The 16,855-nt window shown below is 39.1% G+C and carries 12 protein-coding genes; 1 reads left to right on the forward strand and 11 read right to left on the reverse strand.

Annotated elements, in window-relative coordinates; genetic code table 11:
• Positions 1-145 precede the first annotated feature (145 nt).
• Together ACLLO5_RS27555 and ACLLO5_RS27560 are read right to left on the reverse strand one after the other, a co-directional pair.
• On the reverse strand, positions 146-979 hold the full coding sequence (locus tag ACLLO5_RS27555; protein WP_413176446.1) for a class I SAM-dependent DNA methyltransferase: 834 nt from the start codon (positions 977-979) through the stop codon (positions 146-148).
• Positions 980-1,290: 311 nt separating this feature from the next.
• On the reverse strand, positions 1,291-1,596 hold the full coding sequence (locus tag ACLLO5_RS27560; protein WP_413176447.1) for a hypothetical protein: 306 nt from the start codon (positions 1,594-1,596) through the stop codon (positions 1,291-1,293).
• 290 nt (positions 1,597-1,886) lie between these two features.
• Between ACLLO5_RS27560 and ACLLO5_RS27565 the strand changes: the two genes are divergently transcribed.
• The gene (locus tag ACLLO5_RS27565) at positions 1,887-2,837 is read left to right on the forward strand and encodes a tyrosine-type recombinase/integrase (RefSeq protein ID WP_413176448.1); all 951 of its coding nucleotides are present in this window, start codon (positions 1,887-1,889) and stop codon (positions 2,835-2,837) included.
• Positions 2,838-3,329: 492 nt separating this feature from the next.
• On the opposite strand, the gene ACLLO5_RS27570 is transcribed toward ACLLO5_RS27565, so the two are convergent.
• The 9 genes from ACLLO5_RS27570 to ACLLO5_RS27610 form a co-directional block, all read right to left on the reverse strand.
• Positions 3,330-6,230, reverse strand: coding sequence for a hypothetical protein (locus ACLLO5_RS27570; RefSeq protein ID WP_413176449.1), 2,901 nt, complete (start codon positions 6,228-6,230; stop codon positions 3,330-3,332).
• Positions 6,191-7,204: an AAA family ATPase gene (locus tag ACLLO5_RS27575; protein ID WP_413176450.1), complete on the reverse strand. Its 1,014-nt coding sequence runs from the start codon at positions 7,202-7,204 to the stop codon at positions 6,191-6,193. Before ACLLO5_RS27575 ends, ACLLO5_RS27570 begins: the two co-directional genes overlap by 40 nt.
• A complete protein-coding gene (locus tag ACLLO5_RS27580) occupies positions 7,201-8,379 on the reverse strand; it encodes a hypothetical protein (protein ID WP_413176451.1) in 1,179 nt (392 codons plus the stop codon). The genes ACLLO5_RS27575 and ACLLO5_RS27580 overlap by 4 nt, the downstream gene beginning before the upstream one ends.
• A gap of 350 nt (positions 8,380-8,729) precedes the next feature.
• A complete protein-coding gene (locus tag ACLLO5_RS27585; protein WP_413176452.1) occupies positions 8,730-9,929 on the reverse strand; it encodes a formylglycine-generating enzyme family protein in 1,200 nt (399 codons plus the stop codon).
• Between the two features lie 9 nt (positions 9,930-9,938).
• Complete coding sequence (locus tag ACLLO5_RS27590) at positions 9,939-12,113, reverse strand: pentapeptide repeat-containing protein (RefSeq protein ID WP_413176453.1); 2,175 nt, start codon at positions 12,111-12,113, stop codon at positions 9,939-9,941.
• Positions 12,114-12,376: 263 nt separating this feature from the next.
• Entirely contained in the window at positions 12,377-12,571 is a 195-nt protein-coding gene (locus tag ACLLO5_RS27595; RefSeq protein ID WP_413176455.1) for a hypothetical protein, read from the reverse strand.
• The gene (locus ACLLO5_RS27600) at positions 12,572-12,853 is read right to left on the reverse strand and encodes a ribbon-helix-helix domain-containing protein (protein ID WP_413176456.1); all 282 of its coding nucleotides are present in this window, start codon (positions 12,851-12,853) and stop codon (positions 12,572-12,574) included. It abuts the gene before it with no gap.
• A gap of 144 nt (positions 12,854-12,997) precedes the next feature.
• Positions 12,998-13,624 (reverse strand): ParA family partition ATPase, encoded by a 627-nt coding sequence (parA, locus tag ACLLO5_RS27605; protein WP_413176457.1) that lies wholly within the window; start codon positions 13,622-13,624, stop codon positions 12,998-13,000.
• Between the two features lie 545 nt (positions 13,625-14,169).
• Positions 14,170-16,332 carry an AAA family ATPase gene (locus tag ACLLO5_RS27610; protein WP_413176458.1) on the reverse strand — a complete coding sequence of 721 codons (2,163 nt, stop codon included), beginning with the start codon at positions 16,330-16,332 and terminating at the stop codon, positions 14,170-14,172.
• Positions 16,333-16,855: the final 523 nt, after the last annotated feature.

Genomic DNA, 16,855 nt, shown 5'->3' on the forward strand with positions numbered 1-16,855 from the left:
TGCGGCGGGCGCTCCGCGCCATCGCCCTTTGTGGGGTGTTATGGGATGTGAATGCAACATAACGCGGCTAATGTTGCATTCATTAAATACCAATATGGGGTATTGCAACGATTCAGAGTTTCCTTTGAGTGTAGCTGGTAGTTTTTTAATTACTTACACTACAAAGTACAATCATTTGAGGAGAGTCTGATGTAAATGTATTTTTAGAGTAATCTCCGTATAGCTTTTCGCTCTTGAAACCGTTATATCTTAATACTGATTTAAATTCTTGAGGGAAGTAAAGTCTAAATTTTAATTCTTCTATCACCTCTTCTGTTTGGTGGGGAAACTTATAATATCGTTTTAATCTAAGAATTTGTTTATCCGCTTCATACTCTCTGGTTCTAGTAGCTACCACCATCTCTCCCCCATCATCAATTTGAAATATTGAGGATATAGTCCTTTGTTTAGAAACAAATAATTCTAAGAGATACTGGGGTGAAGGATTAGTTATATCAATAACAAATTTCCCTGTTGGGTGTAAATGTTTCTTAACGCAATTAAAGCAAGCCTCAATTTCTTCCGTAGTTAAAAGATGGTGCAAAGAATTGTACGGAAATATTATTAACGAAAACTTTTTATCTAAATCAAAGTCTCGAACATCAGCTTTTTTCCATTCAACCTGAGAAGATTTTTTTCGAGCAGCTTCTAACATGGAGTTAGAAATATCAATTCCTGTTACTTGGAAGCCATGCTGCGCTAGAACTATAGCTATTCTCCCTGTACCACAAGCTAATTCTAAAATACTTTCTCCATACTCTTTGGCTATGTCAAGCCAGAAAGGTATATCTTGTTGCTGTTCTAAATAGTATAGAGAACCTTCCTCAAACCGATCATATAAGTTCCCATCATACTCGTATGTTCTATTATTATCTATTGGTAAAGTTGTCTGATTTTCAAAAAAATCTTTTTGAGTGGAAATATTGTTAATCTCAACCATAAAAATTTTATAGAAATGCTTCCCTTATATTTTTCCAGAGCGGTACAGAAATAGCGACTAGACAGCACTTTTTTCTATCCAGTGGACATAGATAGTTGACTCGTAAAGTAGGCACAGTAGGCATTACCATTACAGAGACCAATATATCATGTGTAGCAAAAAATTAAATATAGTTAGGGTACACACCCGCTACGCCTAATTTACCATATGTGATGACAGACACTTACCCATACCTGCAAAGGTAAAGATAGAAGCAATTCCATCTACTAATCTTGGTTGCCAACTTGCCGATTCAGTGAGCTTACCGCTAATTATTGTCCAAGCTGCTTACCTTGAGGGGGCGATGCTGCGAAGCCCCGCTGGAAGCGATCGCTTTTAGGGTGATGCTCAAAACAGTTTACCTGTCTATACTGAGGTATAGATCGGCATACGCCAAAAATGCGATCGCGCACTGGCTCATAATGTTGTTGAGGTAAAGAAGTGATTGGTTCGTGACACGATCGCACCCCCCTAGTTGATATCAAACGCTGATAACTAGACTTATCTGCGATATCCTCCCACTTGATATCAGGTTTGCTATCTTGGGCATTGGGCATTGGGCATTGGGCATTGGGCATTGGGAAGAAGGCGATTTTTCCTCGATCTCGTCATAACTCCCAAAGGAAGTAACGCGATGCAAGTGAGATGATCATAAAGACAGGAGGGGGCTTTCTAGCAGGGAGCTTTCTAGCAGGGGGAATGGAAAAAGAACCAAGGACACGAAGGAAAGAGAGTTTTAGAGAGATTTTGCAATGGCTAAGTTTATTTTTTCAAAATTGGGATGCTCCCCAGATTTTTTTGATTTCAGTGATTAAATAAAAGAATAAACCCCACCACAGGGCAGGGTTGTCTACGCATTTTTTGTTATATGTCTATGTTAACTCGATATCAGCAAGAGGTAAATTCCACCTCGAAGATGGCTGATGTTGCCAATACTGCCCAACTCGTGGCTCTGTGGTTGGCAACTAAACGCAGTAAGGAGTCTCACCGGGCTTATGAGACTGATGTGCGCTGTTTTATCGGTTTTCTGTTGCAGGAATCACCGGAGACGGTAAGGTTGAATGATGTTGATATGCGTTCTGTGACGATCAATGATGTCCAGGCTTTTGCAGATTTTCTGGAAACGCATTCCACACCGAAGACGGGTAAACCTTTGTCTCCTGCAAGTCGAGCTAGAAGAATTGCTGCTATCAAAAGTCTACTGAGTTATGGGTGCAAGATTAAGTATCTTCAGTTTAATGCTGCTGCTGATACTTTGTTACCGAAACCGAAGGATAGGTTGGCAGAACGCATACTTTCGGAAACTGAGGTGATGACGATGGTGGCGTTAACTCAAAATGTGCGCGATCGCTGTTTGATTCAATTTCTCTATTATACTGGGGCAAGGGTAGGAGAGGTGGCGCTGTTACGTTGGGCTGATATCCGCCCAAATCGAGATGACCAGGGACAGGTGACTTTGTTCGGGAAGGGGGATAAGTCCCGGACTGTTTTGATTCCTAAGAAGTTATATTCTGCTTTGTTATCTTTGCGTTCTCCTGATGATACTCCTAAGTCTGCGGTGTTTAAAAGTCGCAAGGGTGGTGAACCTTTGAAGCCACGGCATATTTGGGAAATTGTAGCGGAGGCGGGGCAGAAGGCGGGAATTCAGGGTAAGGTGAGTCCCCATTGGTTACGTCATTCTCATGCTTCTCATAGCTTGGATAGGGGTGCGCCTGTACAGTTGGTGCAGCAAACTTTGGGGCATACTTCTTTACAGACTACGAGTAGGTATGCCCATGCCAAACCTAGTGATAGTAGTGGCCTTTATTTACCGGGGTAGGTGTTTTACCCCACATTCCGCACCCCAAGTGTAACAGGAGTGGAATTACATAGATAGGAAAGAAAACTGAGAATAAAAAAGAACATATTAGCAGGAGTGGAATTGCATAGATAGGAAAGAAAACTGAGAATAAAAAAGAACATATTAGCAAGAAAATAGATTGGCGAAAAAGAAAAACAACAAAAATGGCATCAAAACCTATTCTCAAAAGGAGCAATAAGAATGAATACCACCCATAGGGGTGAATAGATAAATAAATGAAGATATTCAAGATAAAGATTATAAGTGAGACTAATCAATGAAAGTAAAAAACGAAATTATAGACATAGTAAAATAGAGCTATAAATCAAAAAGAGTAGCTCATAAATCTGATATTAATTAAATTAATGTAGAGAAGAATTAAGTGGCTAATTGATAGTAACGAAAACAATCATCTGGTAAAAGATTCAGGATAAAATCCCTATCTTGAGTCCAATTGGAGATGTGTTTTTCTCAATTCAATGTCTTGATATCTTTTGTTGGTTCCTGGAGGAGTGATCGCCAATCTGCGATCGCCTGATCTGTCCACAACCAATTGTGTGCTAACTTATCTATTGTAAAACTTACTGGATCATTCTCAATCACAAGTTGACGCAGTTTAATCGCCTCATTCATATATTGCGTTTGTTTAACATCAGGTTGATTATTTACAGATTTATATAAACTCAAAGCTAACCCCGCATAGGAAGTTAACGCTTCCGATGGCATGATACCATTCTTATCTGGTATGGTTATCGAGTTTGTATTCTGGTTCTTCAGTGCTAGATTCACAGCCTTGAACCACGCATCATTAGCCCGACTGAGATTTCCCTCTGCATAGTAGGCAAATCCCAAAGCGTTATTATACAACACAGAATTAGGCTGATCCCGCACCGCAAATTCCCAATAACGTCGGGCATCATCAATATTGTATTTTTTATCTCTGCTTTGGGCAAATTGCCAAGCCAATCTTCCCCGTACAAAATTAACAGATGGATCTTCAGTTTGCTTGGCAGGGATCAGTTCTAAAGCCGTATCTGCTGAGGCTAAATCCCCACGATTCAACAGTTCATCTACAGCCTCTAGTCCTCTTTGTAAGTCGCCTTGACTCAATTTTTCCCTAGCGGTAGCACTCACAATTCCAGTTGCCGCCTTCTTTAAATCCACAGGAGTCTGATTTAGGGCTGTGATTAACTCTTGAAGAATTGACAGTATAGGAGGTAACTTTGAAGTCGTCTTTAAATCATAAGCTTGGAAAATATTAAGAACTACTACTACCGTTACCAAGACTACGCCTCCAAATACAACCCATTCCAAGAATTGTCTACGGTAGTTTAGCAATGGTGTTTTTTCAGAGGAATTATATCTTTTCTGTCTTTGTAGTATGCGACTAAACTCTTTTGGTACACTTATAGCCAGTACAGGTTGTATAGTCATAAAATTTAGAAAAATGTAATCCCTTAATAAGCTATCTTCAGCAGCTTTTTTAGATAAAATATGAAGGATTGGATTAACAAGTTTAGAACTAAAACTATAAGATTGTGTTGCTACTTCCAATTGCAATCCGCCTACAGAATCATGAACGGCTTTTACCAGTAAATCTCGGAGTGCATTACGGATTTGATGTTCTTGTTCATGAGTGAGGCTAGAAATCAAGCGAATACGCAACCAGTCTGGTATATATCCAAAACGAAACCAAGGTAAGCGAGCCAATTTAGTTAGCGAAGCTACTTCTAACAAAGAATGCCCGTCCTTTGTTTTGAGAGTATTACCTAAATAAACAGTGATGTTCCAATGCAACTGTGGAAAGATTGCACAAGCCGCAAGCCAGTGAAAATTATCCTTACCAAGATATTCCTTTAAGGAATCCAACATTTTATCAATATCTTCAGGTGGGGGTGGGTTACGCTCAACCCAACGCAGAGGTCTTGTACGTAAAGACTCAGGCAAAGGTAATTGAATTTCTTCGATTGGATAATAATTAGTTGCTGTTCCCTGTTGTAATTTTTGGCTCAATGCCTGCAAACCTGTAGGTGTTGCAGGTAAAATAAAAAAATCCTGTGCAAGTACAAATTCTTCATAACCATAATTTTCTACTGGCTTTGGTGTGAGAATCGCCCGATTTTCCCAATCTAACAGTTGATTTACCCAAGGTTCTAATTCACCACTAATAGAGCTAAACAGCTTTTCCGTATCCGAAACCACGATGAGGTAATGCTGACGATATTTAGTAGCAATTTCATGAAGTTTTCGCGGAGAATTATGTTCATCACTGGAGAAGCAAATGCGTGGATCTTCATCGTAAAAATAAGTTTCTAGATAAACTCCATCATTTTTGAGCCGCTCAATCATCTCGGCAACAAACTTGGATTGATGGTCTCGATAACCAGTGCGTTCAACCAGAAATAAATATTCTGGAATCATCGTATAATTACGGTATACTAGCTCTACCCAGCCCCCGTGCCGAAAAAATGCGTCAATACTTTTCTCCACATCCAACGTATTAGAGGGAACTAAAATACGCTGTCTAAAAGCCTTAGCGATGTTTATAAACAGATGCCTTGGAAATAAATTTTGCTCCAAGTCAGGAATTGAAATTGTCTGTAACTTTGGTGTTGTTCTTGTACTGGAGCGTTGCAAAAATAAATTAGCTCGCCATAACCAGAACAGCCGCCAGCTTATATAAATAAAACAGAGACTAAGTAAGAAATAAAATGCGATTTGCCAGTTAATTGGGATTAATTTAGAGTTCGGATTATTGTTAGTTCCTGTTTGGTTAGTTCCTGTTTGGTTAGTTCCTGTTTGGTTAGTTCCTGTTTGGTTAGTTCCTGTTTGGTTCTGTGTGTTATTTGTATTCTTTAGAAAGAACCAAATTCCTGTTTGGTTCTGTGTGTTATTTGTATTCTTTAGAAAGAACCAAATTCCTGTTTGGTTCTGTGTGTTATTTGTATTCTTTAGAAAGAAAAAAGTTCCTGTTATAAGTGCTATAAATATCAAAATCCACTGTAATCGCCACCAGCGTGGTCTAATTTTTTCCTCTGGAGACAATGCCACTTGAGCTTCTAAATTTGCTTTTTCTGTTGTATGACTAGCACGACTAATTTGTTTAACCAACTCTAGCCAACTATCAAAGTGGTATTGAAAATCTTCCTGCTCAATTAGAGATTTACAAAAGATTGGTCCGAGTAAAGTTCTCAGTCGTTGTGGTTCATCTAAAGTTTGCTCTTGAGCAATTAGGAACAGAATTAAATCCTGAGCCGCTATATGCTGAGAAATGCCAATTTTATATCCTGCTTCCCTTAGTAGCTCAATCAACTCTATCAATCTATCAGGGTTTAACCATTCTGGGATGCTCTTGTCTGTTCCTGTATCCATTGTTCTACAATTTTAGTGGCTTTTTGTTGGTCTTCAGCAGTTTTTATTAGGATGCTAAGAGTACGGAGAAATTTGTCTGGTTGAGTAAAAGGATTATCTATATCGCCAGTGAATCTTTGCAAAATTATTAACCAGCTTAATAACTCAGCCGTTGCAGGTTTCTTTCTCAATCCACTTTGCGGTGCGCGTAACCTATAGAATAAATCCAAGGCTGCTTGTAAAAAAGGACTACTGTTACCAACGTAAGTGCCAAGATGATTAGTAATAATCTCCTGCAAGCTTTTTACATCTGGAAAGGGTAGATTATAATAAATACACCGACGTAAAAAAGCATCTGGTAAATCTTTTTCAGAGTTACTGGTAATAATTACAATTGGTTGTAATTCTGGATCTGCTTCAATTTTTTCATTGCCCAACTCTAGAACTCGAAAATAGATATGTTCTAACTCATTCAGGACATCATTACAGAAGTCACGGGGGGCTTTATCAATTTCATCAATTATTACAACAGAACGTATTTTTTGCTTGTGTAAAAGTTCAGGTGGTAAATATTGACTTACCTCAGATGGCTCACGAGTGCGTAAAATGGCTAGTCCTAGAGCTTGATAATTGATGTAATCCAAGAGCTTGGCAGAGGTAGAATGATTCTGAATATCTTGAAAACGCTTTAGAGCATCATAGGTATAGAATAAATCACGGGCAGTGCTTGTGGACTTAGTTTCAAACTTTAGCGGAGTGCCAAAGCCAAGTTCCCAAGCCAGACTGTAAGCAAATTGAGTTTTTCCAGTTCCTGGTTCTCCAGTCAGCAGTAAAGGTTGTCCTAGCAATAGTGCCACATTACAAGCATCCCTCAAACCTGGATCTGGAATATAGTTTTCTGGTTTAAGTAATTGAGAACGCTGAAAAGTTGGCAGTTTTACAGGTAATTCATTTTCATGACGGGTTCTACCACCTACATAAAACGGAAACTTCATGTAATTGCTCCCTTACCTGATAAATTAGATTTCATAAGTTTAATTAAGTCCTCAGCTAAATCATCCATCGGAATTATATTGGATGAGTTTTGTTCTTCCCATTTTTCAAATAAGTCTCTAATTTCTCTGATGAGTTTATCAGCCATTGCTTCTCCAATAACGTTTTGAGTATATTCCATACGCACCCAATTCTCAACATCCTCGCGTTTCACTCCAATAAGCTTTGGTAAAACGACTCCTGACAACCGATTAAAATTTTCAAATTTAGATAGTGATAATGTTTCTAGATAATGACAAATTTTTTGATTGAGTCTCTGGTAGCGATATTGTTTGATAAAGTTAATGATAAAACCAAACACCGATTTTTTCTGGGAATCATTAGTAGACTTTTTGCGCCTAATTTTGTATTTAATAAATATACAAAATATTATTTTTTGGTTATTCCGAAGGTCAGGCCATTGCTGCCAAAAATCTAGTAATTTATGCAAAATCTCAAATCTTTGTTTTGTCCATTGTTCTGTAAATAAATGAGTATGAATAAGGACAGGAATGGAACATTTATAGAAAAAATCATTAATCTCTTCTAGAGAAGCTAAACTATCTCCTCTAACACTATCTGATAAATTTTTGCGTAAGTAATCTGGGAATTCATGCGTATTCAATTGTGCAGAACAGGGAAGATGATATTTTTTAATTAAGTCTTGGTTAGAATCCAGTCCTAGAAACTTAGGTAATGAAACTTTGTGCAAGCGTTCTAAAAACTTGTCATGGCTTTGATACTCATCACCATGAATGATACAGATTAGAGGATAGGGAAGATTTTTTTCTATTAGCTTTTTGATAGCCTTGTCTAGTTCATACTCCTGCTCGCTACGGTTAGCTAAATAGGGTAACAGAGAGGGTATTTCCCGTTCAGGTTGCTGTTGTGTATGGGGTATTTCCTGTTTAAATTGCTGTTGTGTGCTGGGAGCAGACCAATATATGTTGATATTTTGGGTATTGTTATTACCTTGATTTACTATATTATTCTCACCCAGAACAGATTGATTATCATTCCCTTGAACTGCACTATTTTCATTACCCTGAATTGCATTGTCATTTATATAACTATCAGCCTGTTGCTGTTGATTGGCATCAGGCTGTTGTGGGTCAAATTTATCAGGTGGCTGGCTCATAAATTAGTTTTACAATCCCAATAAAAGACCACCGTAAATGGAAGAGAAACAGAGAAAGTGTTATAAAATTTTGATTTTTTCATCGTTTACTGCTACGGCGTTTTTTGCTTTTGGCTTTGTTGTTAGGGTTGCTTCTAGAATGTCCTTTGACGGTTATCGTTCTTTTGTGTGTGCGAACACTAATGGGTTTTTTCTCTTCTTTATTCCTAGTTACAAACAAAACTATTCCCACAATAATTAAAATTACTATAAATGGAATAAGATTAGGTATTGTCATTGTTTATTTTAATAGATAAAAATTATTCAAATTGAAAATTCTTCACTGTGCTTGACTTTTAAACAACATTGATTTAATTGTCACAGACTACTCGAAAGCCGAGGTACTCTCCTCGTTCACCGATTCGAGCTTTTTTGCGGGATGCTGAACGGCAATTTTCTGGAGTATCAGCCCAAGAACCTCCTCTAATTACACGAAATTGGCTATCTTTATCATTGAGCCATACGTTACCATCATTGGGCGCTCTCTTGTAGCTGTTATGCCAGTGATCCAGGCACCATTCCCAAACTAATCCGTGCATATTATATAGCCCAAAGACATTTGCAAATTTGAACTTATCAACAGGAGTAGTTTGATTATGAAAAACTTCTTTTGAAGATTTAGTATTTTCACAATATTTATAGTTCGCTAAATCAGGAGTAATCATGTCTCCAAAGTGGAATAAGGTTGTAGTCCCAGCACGAGCAGCATATTCCCATTCAGCTTCACTGGGTAATCGGTAATTCCGACCTGTCTTTTGGGAAAGGCGAGCGCAGAATTCAATAGCATCCTCCCAGGAAACTTGTTCTACGGGATAGCTGTCTCCTTTGAATTTAGAACAATCAACTACTAAGGGATGATTGATCTGTGGTAAGCAAGCTACCGCTTTCCATTGTTTTTGAGTAATAGGATATTTCCCTATAAAGAAGGAATTAACAGATACCAGATGTCGAGGAGATTCTGAGCTACTTGTATTTTTTTCTTCAGGTGAACCCATAAAGAAATTCCCATTAGGGATAGCAATCATCTCTAATTCTACTCCTCCACCTAAATCTTCGACAAAATACTTAGCTTCCTTGCGATGAGAATTGATGATTGGTTTTGTTACGAATCCAAATAGTCCAGAAGGCTTAACAACTTCTGCATATTCAAACCGATATTTTCGGAGACTGGGCTTAAATTTAGATGGCGCTCTGACTGCTTTCTCTGGTTCTGCATTGAAATCATATACTTTGTTTTCTAAAGTATTTTTAGTTTGTTCAATCGTTTTTACAGAAGCATTGGTAACTGTTTCCGCATAATAATTATTATTAATAATAAAGTTGATATTCTGGGTATTGTTATTACCCTGATTTACTATGTTGTTATCACCTAAAACAGCCCTATTGTTATCCCCTTGAACTACTCTGTTTTCATTACCCTGAACTGCTTTTTGATTTATAGAAATATTAGCCTGTTGCTGTTGATTGCCATCAGGCTGTTGTGGGTCAAAGTTATCAGGTGACTGACTCATGAATTAGTTCTATAATCCCAACAGATAAGAACCAGCCGCCGCTCCCAGCCAGCTTGCAACTTTCATAATTATCGGCTTGGCTGTTGTCCAAATTTTCTGTCCTGCTTCCACGCTCTTGCTAGTATTTTCTAGTGCTTCTGTTACATCAGTTAACTTTTTCAAAGCACGTTCTTTATTTGGTTCTTCTTTGTCTGTGGCATTTTTCGCTGCACTTAAATCTTCAATTACTTCTTCCTTGGTATCTGCTGGTAATTCTGCTTTTTTAATTAATGCTTCCAGTTCTGCAAATAATTTAATAATGTCATCTTTAGTGAGTGTGGTTTCGGCAGTTGCTCCGACTTGGTTCTGTTGTGTAACTTGATTACCATCTCCCAGAACAGCCTGATTATTGTCTCCTTGAACTGCGCGGTTGTTATCGCCTTGAACGTTGTTGACGTTACCACCTACTGAACCGCCAATTGAAAACCCACCTGGATTGCTAGTCATACTGCTTACCTCTTGGATTTGTGTACTTGAATAAAAACTAGGGCGTTCTAACGCTGTCATTACCATAGTTTCTAAACTACGAATTCTACTATCTTTTTCGGCTAATAGTGAACGTATTTCACGATCTGGCAGTCCTTTTAGCTGATTATAGGTAGTGAAATACTCTGCACTCAGTTCTGATTTGTTAGCAGAATCTGCTGTTTTAGCACGAAGCAAGAATTTATCTTCACCTCGGACTTCCATACCGACAATTCGCAAATCAGCTTCCGGGTGGTTCTCTGCTAATTGCTTGAATGAAATTGCGATCGCTCTTGGGTCAACTCCTTGGTTATGATAAAGGTCGAGGGTATCAACAATAGGTTTGATGAAGTCACCAAACTCTCCATCTGCAAATACTTCTTTGTTGTTGTCAGGCTTGCGTAAGGGGTCAGGGTGTTCTTTGGTGGGTAATCGCATATAAACATACTCACATCTCACCCCGTCAAATTTGGTATCACTGGTAATGCCCCAGTCCTCAATATATGCCCCGGTCAGAGTTGCACCTGTGAAGTCTGTTGCATCTAGTTGTGCTTTTACCAGCTTGGCTCTTGATAAATCAGCATCTTGTAAATTGGCTTTACTTAGGTTTGCACCAATAAAACTGGCATCTGTAAGGATAGCTCCCTGTAAGTTTGCTTCACTTAAGTCTGCACCAATGAAACTGGCATCTGTGAGAATAGCTTCTTGTAGATTGACTCCCCGCAGGTCTAGGCGATCTAAGTTTTTATCTTGTCCCTGTCTTGTAATTAACAATTCGCGTAACTGGGCATTCTGAAGATAAGTGTTACCAGGGCGAACACGGTTGAGTAGCTTAGTTTTGGCAAAGCAAGTCCGATTCAGCGTGGCGTTTCTCAAATCCGTACTTTTTAGCGTGGCTTCAGTGAAATTAGCATCGGTGAGGTCAGCGTTGCGAAAGTTTGTACCACCAATGGCTGCAAAGGCAATAGCTATGTTGCGAACCAAGGAATATTTTTTATCTCCTTTCATTGCTCGCCAAGCCATGTAAACACTCAAGATTACTCCAGCTGAACACCCAAATCCAACGAACACTCCTTTAATGGCTACAGCTACACATCCAGCTACACATCCAGCTTTGTTTCCAGCAATAGCTATGGCTGCGGCAACAAAGATGGTGATAGCTCCAGTTACGGAGAAGGCTACAGCTACAGCTCCAGCAAAGCTGACAGCACTGGTAACAGCAAGAACTCCAACTCTGTTTCCGAAAATAACTCCAACGATTATGGCTCCAATGACAGCAATACCAATAGATGTAGCAAATGCAATAATAACGACTCCCAATGCTATTAACTCTTGGCGAATCGTAATAAAAAATAACATAATAAGTGTAAAGACAATTAAGCTCATCCAGCCAGTAATCTGGTTTGTAAAGTTGGAAGTGTCAAAGATTAGCGACCCTAAAACAAGGTTGGAAACCCAGAGAAATCCCGATATCCCCGACAGCAAGCACGAAACCAAAATTAGGAAAACTATCCACCGCTTTTGTAATCCGGCTGTGGCATGACTGAAGTTTGCCCCGTTCAGCTTGGCGTTAGTAAAATTTGCACTCCTAATATCTGCATAACTAAAATTCGCACCTTCCAGGTTTTGACCTTTGAAAGAGTGTCCTCTGAGATTTTGACCGGAGTAGTCCAGGGGCATAAAGGGGATGATGTTTAAATTGATGCTTTAATACATTAGAGTATGCTATTTACTGGCTAATTTGGCAATATTAGACAGCTAGACACTCAAAAGCTCCGTTTTTAGTTTTCAAGTTTGAGTTCTCGTCCTGTAACAAGGCTCAACCCCCTCAGCACAGTATCATCAGCCTTTTGATGTTCTACAAATTGATACCTATTTTTGACGAAAGAACCAATTCGTTAAGTAGTGCGACAGTAAACGAAAGTGCCATTTCGTTTACTGCATCATTTTTCGTCTGCCAACCATTCACGCCCTGCCTTAAACGCCGCTTCCGGGGTGTAATAAATTCGTTCCGAGCCAAAAATACCCCCGGTGTGGCTAATCAAACGAAATTGCCAGCATTTTTCAGATGTGTAAAAAACTATCAGGGTACTACCATTGGGTGTACAGATAACTTCATCAATTTTGACATCAAGCATTTAGGCAATGGGCGATTTACCATACTTCAAAAATAAATCATTTAATGCCTCTTCCAGTAATGCCTGAACTGTAGTGTCATTGTCTAAGGCCAATTGCCGTAACTGTTTACCCACTGCTGGATCAAAATGTCCTGCGATCGCTTTCTTCCCCACACGACTTGGTGGTACTTCAGATTTGGCTTCTGGTTGAGGCTGTTCTGGCTGACTGGTTTTAGCAGTAATAACCTTTTCAGGCTCAGATGCCTTTTTTAATGAGTCCGCCAAATTTGTTTTTTTAATCATGGCTATATGTATACACCTCTACATTTATACATATCTACAGTTTTACTTGTCTACACCTCTACTTGCAGAGTTGCCAAGTTTGTTTTTTGATTTTGACTATATGTATACATATCTACATATCTACACCTCTACATATTTACAGTTTTACAGTTTTACCTGTTGACATATCCACTTATAGAGTTGCCAAATTTCTTCTGATGCCTTGCCTTTCGGTTCATACTCCATTACCGTTAGTCCAGCAGAAAGACATCTGACAAAAGCAGTACGTTCAGAAATTTTCACTGGTGCAATAGGAATGGAATATTGTTTAATTGCTTCGGCAGCTTCATCGCCTAAAGTCCCCCTGGTTGGTACACAGTTAAGAAGTGCGATCGCGATCGCATCCTTCTGAGCTAACCTGACTAAATCAATGGTGTCCGAGATAGCGCGTAAATCTAAAATTGATGGTTGGCAAGGAATGAGAATTAAATCAGCAGCGCGAATCGCCGCCAGTGCTGCTGACTCGCTGTGTGGGGCTGAATCAATCACAACAAAATCGGCTTTCTCCTCCTGGGCTGCGGCTAAAACCTTTTCTAACCTTGATGCTTGGCAAGAAATTACAACTGGATATTCAGCTTCCCTAGAATCAGACCACTTAGATGCGCTTGCCTGTGGATCTAAATCAATGAGAGCCGCTTCCTTCTTTTTGATCACGGCTGCGGTGGCAAGGTGAATACTAATGGTACTTTTCCCCACCCCCCCTTTCTGACTGACGATAGAGATTACTTTCATGTATACACCTCTACACCTCTACATCTTTACATCTTTACAGTATTACATTGTCGGTTAACCCATAATATTGCCACGACTGGAACCATAATATTGCCACAACGGAGGCTGTAATACTCATTATTTCGTGAAGCGATCGCATCCTATTTTGATGCTTTGGAATCATAATATTGCCGGAAATCAAAAATGGAATTATAAGCTTGCCAAAAAAAGGTAATCTTAAGATTTGATTTTTAGGTTGGTGTAGGATTGTCAAATACTTATGCCAGAAGAGTTTCAGTTTTTTGGGGGACTTCAATCCTACATTTTTAGTCCAAGTGCAATATCCAAGCATTTTATCGTCAAATGTATATTCTACAAGGATTTAGAGGCATTGAAACCATAATATTGCCGAAGTTAATTGGAAGCATAAGCACGTAAAAACGGCAATATTATCCTTCCACCGACATACATATTGACATTTCTACTGTTTGTTTCAACAGTATCTTCGCTACTTTCGCCCCAGGTCAATTGGCATGGGAGCAAATTTAAGCTAATTTTGAATGACATCAGCCCCGGCGGATCTGGGTGATTGATTCAAGCCGGATAGACTTCACACACCATTTAACTACGCAAAATTCTCCATCAATCGAAACTACCTCTCCCTGACCATTCATACCTAGAGGCAGATCCGGGCTTTCAATAATATCCCCCGGCTGTAGTTCATTCAGAGGAATTGGTGCAGTTGCCTTCGACACTGCGCTTCCCGCAATCGTATCCTGTTCCTTAACCTCACTATCAAAGTTAGTCTCATTTGCAACTTGTCCAACATCTTGGACAACCTCCCCCCCCTCCTCACTTGTAGAGGCTTGTCCAATATCTTGTCCAAATCCTTGTCCAGCATGGTTTTCAGTTATTGGACAAGGTGTATTTATAGGTACTTGTTCAACATCTTGTCCAACATTGTCCCACGGTTTGTCCAATGATTTGTCCAATATCTCAACGCTTTGTTTAGTAAAGGTTTCAGAGATTTTATTGGACAAATTTACAGAATCATTAGAGGGAGGGGGGGTAGATGGAATATACTTAGATGATAAATGGTAAACAACCTTACTAGAGCCTCCTTTGCCAGGTGTTTTGACAATTATGCCTTGATTGCATAAACGCTCAAGAGCTTTACGCAAACTAGAATCAGTACCGCTTACTTGTGCTTTGACTTCTAAAAATTCTAGTCGGGTATCATGCCCCAATCTTTCAAAAAGCTCCCTAACTCGTCCAATGACTGATTTTGATTGCTGTATTTCTTCATTACCACTAACAACATCAAAACGGCCGGAGTGAATGTCAAGGCTGATATTCCAATCAATTGGTTCAGAACCTCTTAATTTAGGCGTGGTGAATCTTCTGACATTTCCCTCACCAGTAAGCAACCATACAGCTGTGGCCGCTGCTGTGATGCCAGTATTTCCCCTAACTTTATGAATACCCTTCTGTTCTTTGTTTTTGTTGGTGTGATGAATCATCAAACCAGCACAGTTGTAGCGTTCTAGGAGCGGGTTTAACTTTCTGATTTCCCTAGCTGCATTACTGGAATTTTCGTCGAAAACTTCCGATTGGTGAATACTTGAGAATGAGTCAATTATGACTAAAGCTGGCCTTAATTGTTCTAATTTTTCCTCTAACATCCCATTTTGGGAGATATCCCAATTATGAATTACGTCAAACATTCCCATGTATTCAAAGAAACCACGGGTAATAATTTTTTCTCGCAATTGATTAAATGGTTCATCACCAGTAAGGAATAATACTTTACCTACTCTAGCTGGTGTTTCGCCTAAAAATGGTTTGCCACTAATTACAGAGTAACCGCAGTCGTAGGCGAGGGTAGATTTTCCTATACCCGGATCTCCTGCCAATAATGCTACTCCTGTACTTGGTAATAATCCAGGAATTAACCAGGGTGCAACTTCCGGTTCATAGTTTAATAAATCGTAGCTGCTAAAAAATTTTCCCTTGGGAGTTGCGAAGCTGTTATCGAGTTGAGAGGCGATCGCCTTAATATCCTGGTTGGATATTCCCTGTTTTCTCAGTTCTTTAGCTATCAGTGCCTTTTTAGCTTCGTCTTTTTCTGCAATGTATCTTTTGATTTCCAGTTTGAGTCGTTCTGATGGATCTGTAGAGTAGTTTAGTATTCCCCGTCGTTCCAACTCTTGATAAAATTCTTTCTCTAATTTTGCCATACACCTATTCCAGTCATAGGAGTTCTGATTGCATCTTACTCGTAAAGTATCGAGTTCAACTTCTAAATCAAGTCCCGATTTATATTTATAGGCGATTTGGGCTATTTGGATAGCTTCTTTGATTGTCAATGGCTCTTTGTCTTTGCGTTTTGCCCAATCAGCAAAGGGAAGGGCATTATCTAGCATCAGACTAAAAAATTCTTTGGCTGAAAATGCTTCACCAATTAAATATTCTAAGGGTGTGTTTACTCTATGTACGTAGCAGCTATCTGGATTCTGCCAGCACATATTTCTGATTTGCCATTCTGGGGTGTTGCCATCGTCAATGAAGTAGTTTGTACCAGATGACAGTTCCCGGCGGTTATATAGACAGATTTCAGCGACACTGGACAAATTGTTTAAGGCGTAGATACAATCTGTGTCACTCACCCAAATAGAAACTTGACTAATTGGGCAGGAATTGTGTAATGCGGTTGTGGATTCGGTTTTCATTCGTAGTTGCTCCTGTTTTTTATTTTTCGGAGTCCCAACCAGTTGCAGAAAATCCACAAAGTCAGCTACAATAACTTTTAATAAAAGTTTTTTATTTATTTTGAAGTTTGTGTGGCTTCTCTGGGCAGAAGGTGACTCGCAATCACCTTACTCAACTGTCATCTGGGGGAACCCCACATTTTTTTTGTCTAAATTCTACGGTATCCTTGTACTAACATTTTGGCAACCTGATAGAAAAAATACAACAGTATACTTAAACTGCTTACAAGTCAGTCTGAGTATGAGTTACGCGAATTATTCATTTTGTAGTACCTAGAAAAAATTTTAGTTTTTGGTGTTTTGTTTGGTAAATTTTGTGATTGCTCTCCATATAGAAATAGAAGCGGAGGCGATTAATTAATCAGGTTCAGCTGTTGGATTCCATGTAGGAGGGTATCGCAACTTTCCATATAGGAGCGGAGTTGATTAATCAGATTTAGCTGTCGCACTCCATATAGGAGCGGATGGCGATTAATTAATCAGA

Source organism: Anabaena azotica SJ-1 (assembly GCF_047275885.1).
GTDB lineage: Bacteria > Cyanobacteriota > Cyanobacteriia > Cyanobacteriales > Nostocaceae > Trichormus_B > Trichormus_B azotica_A.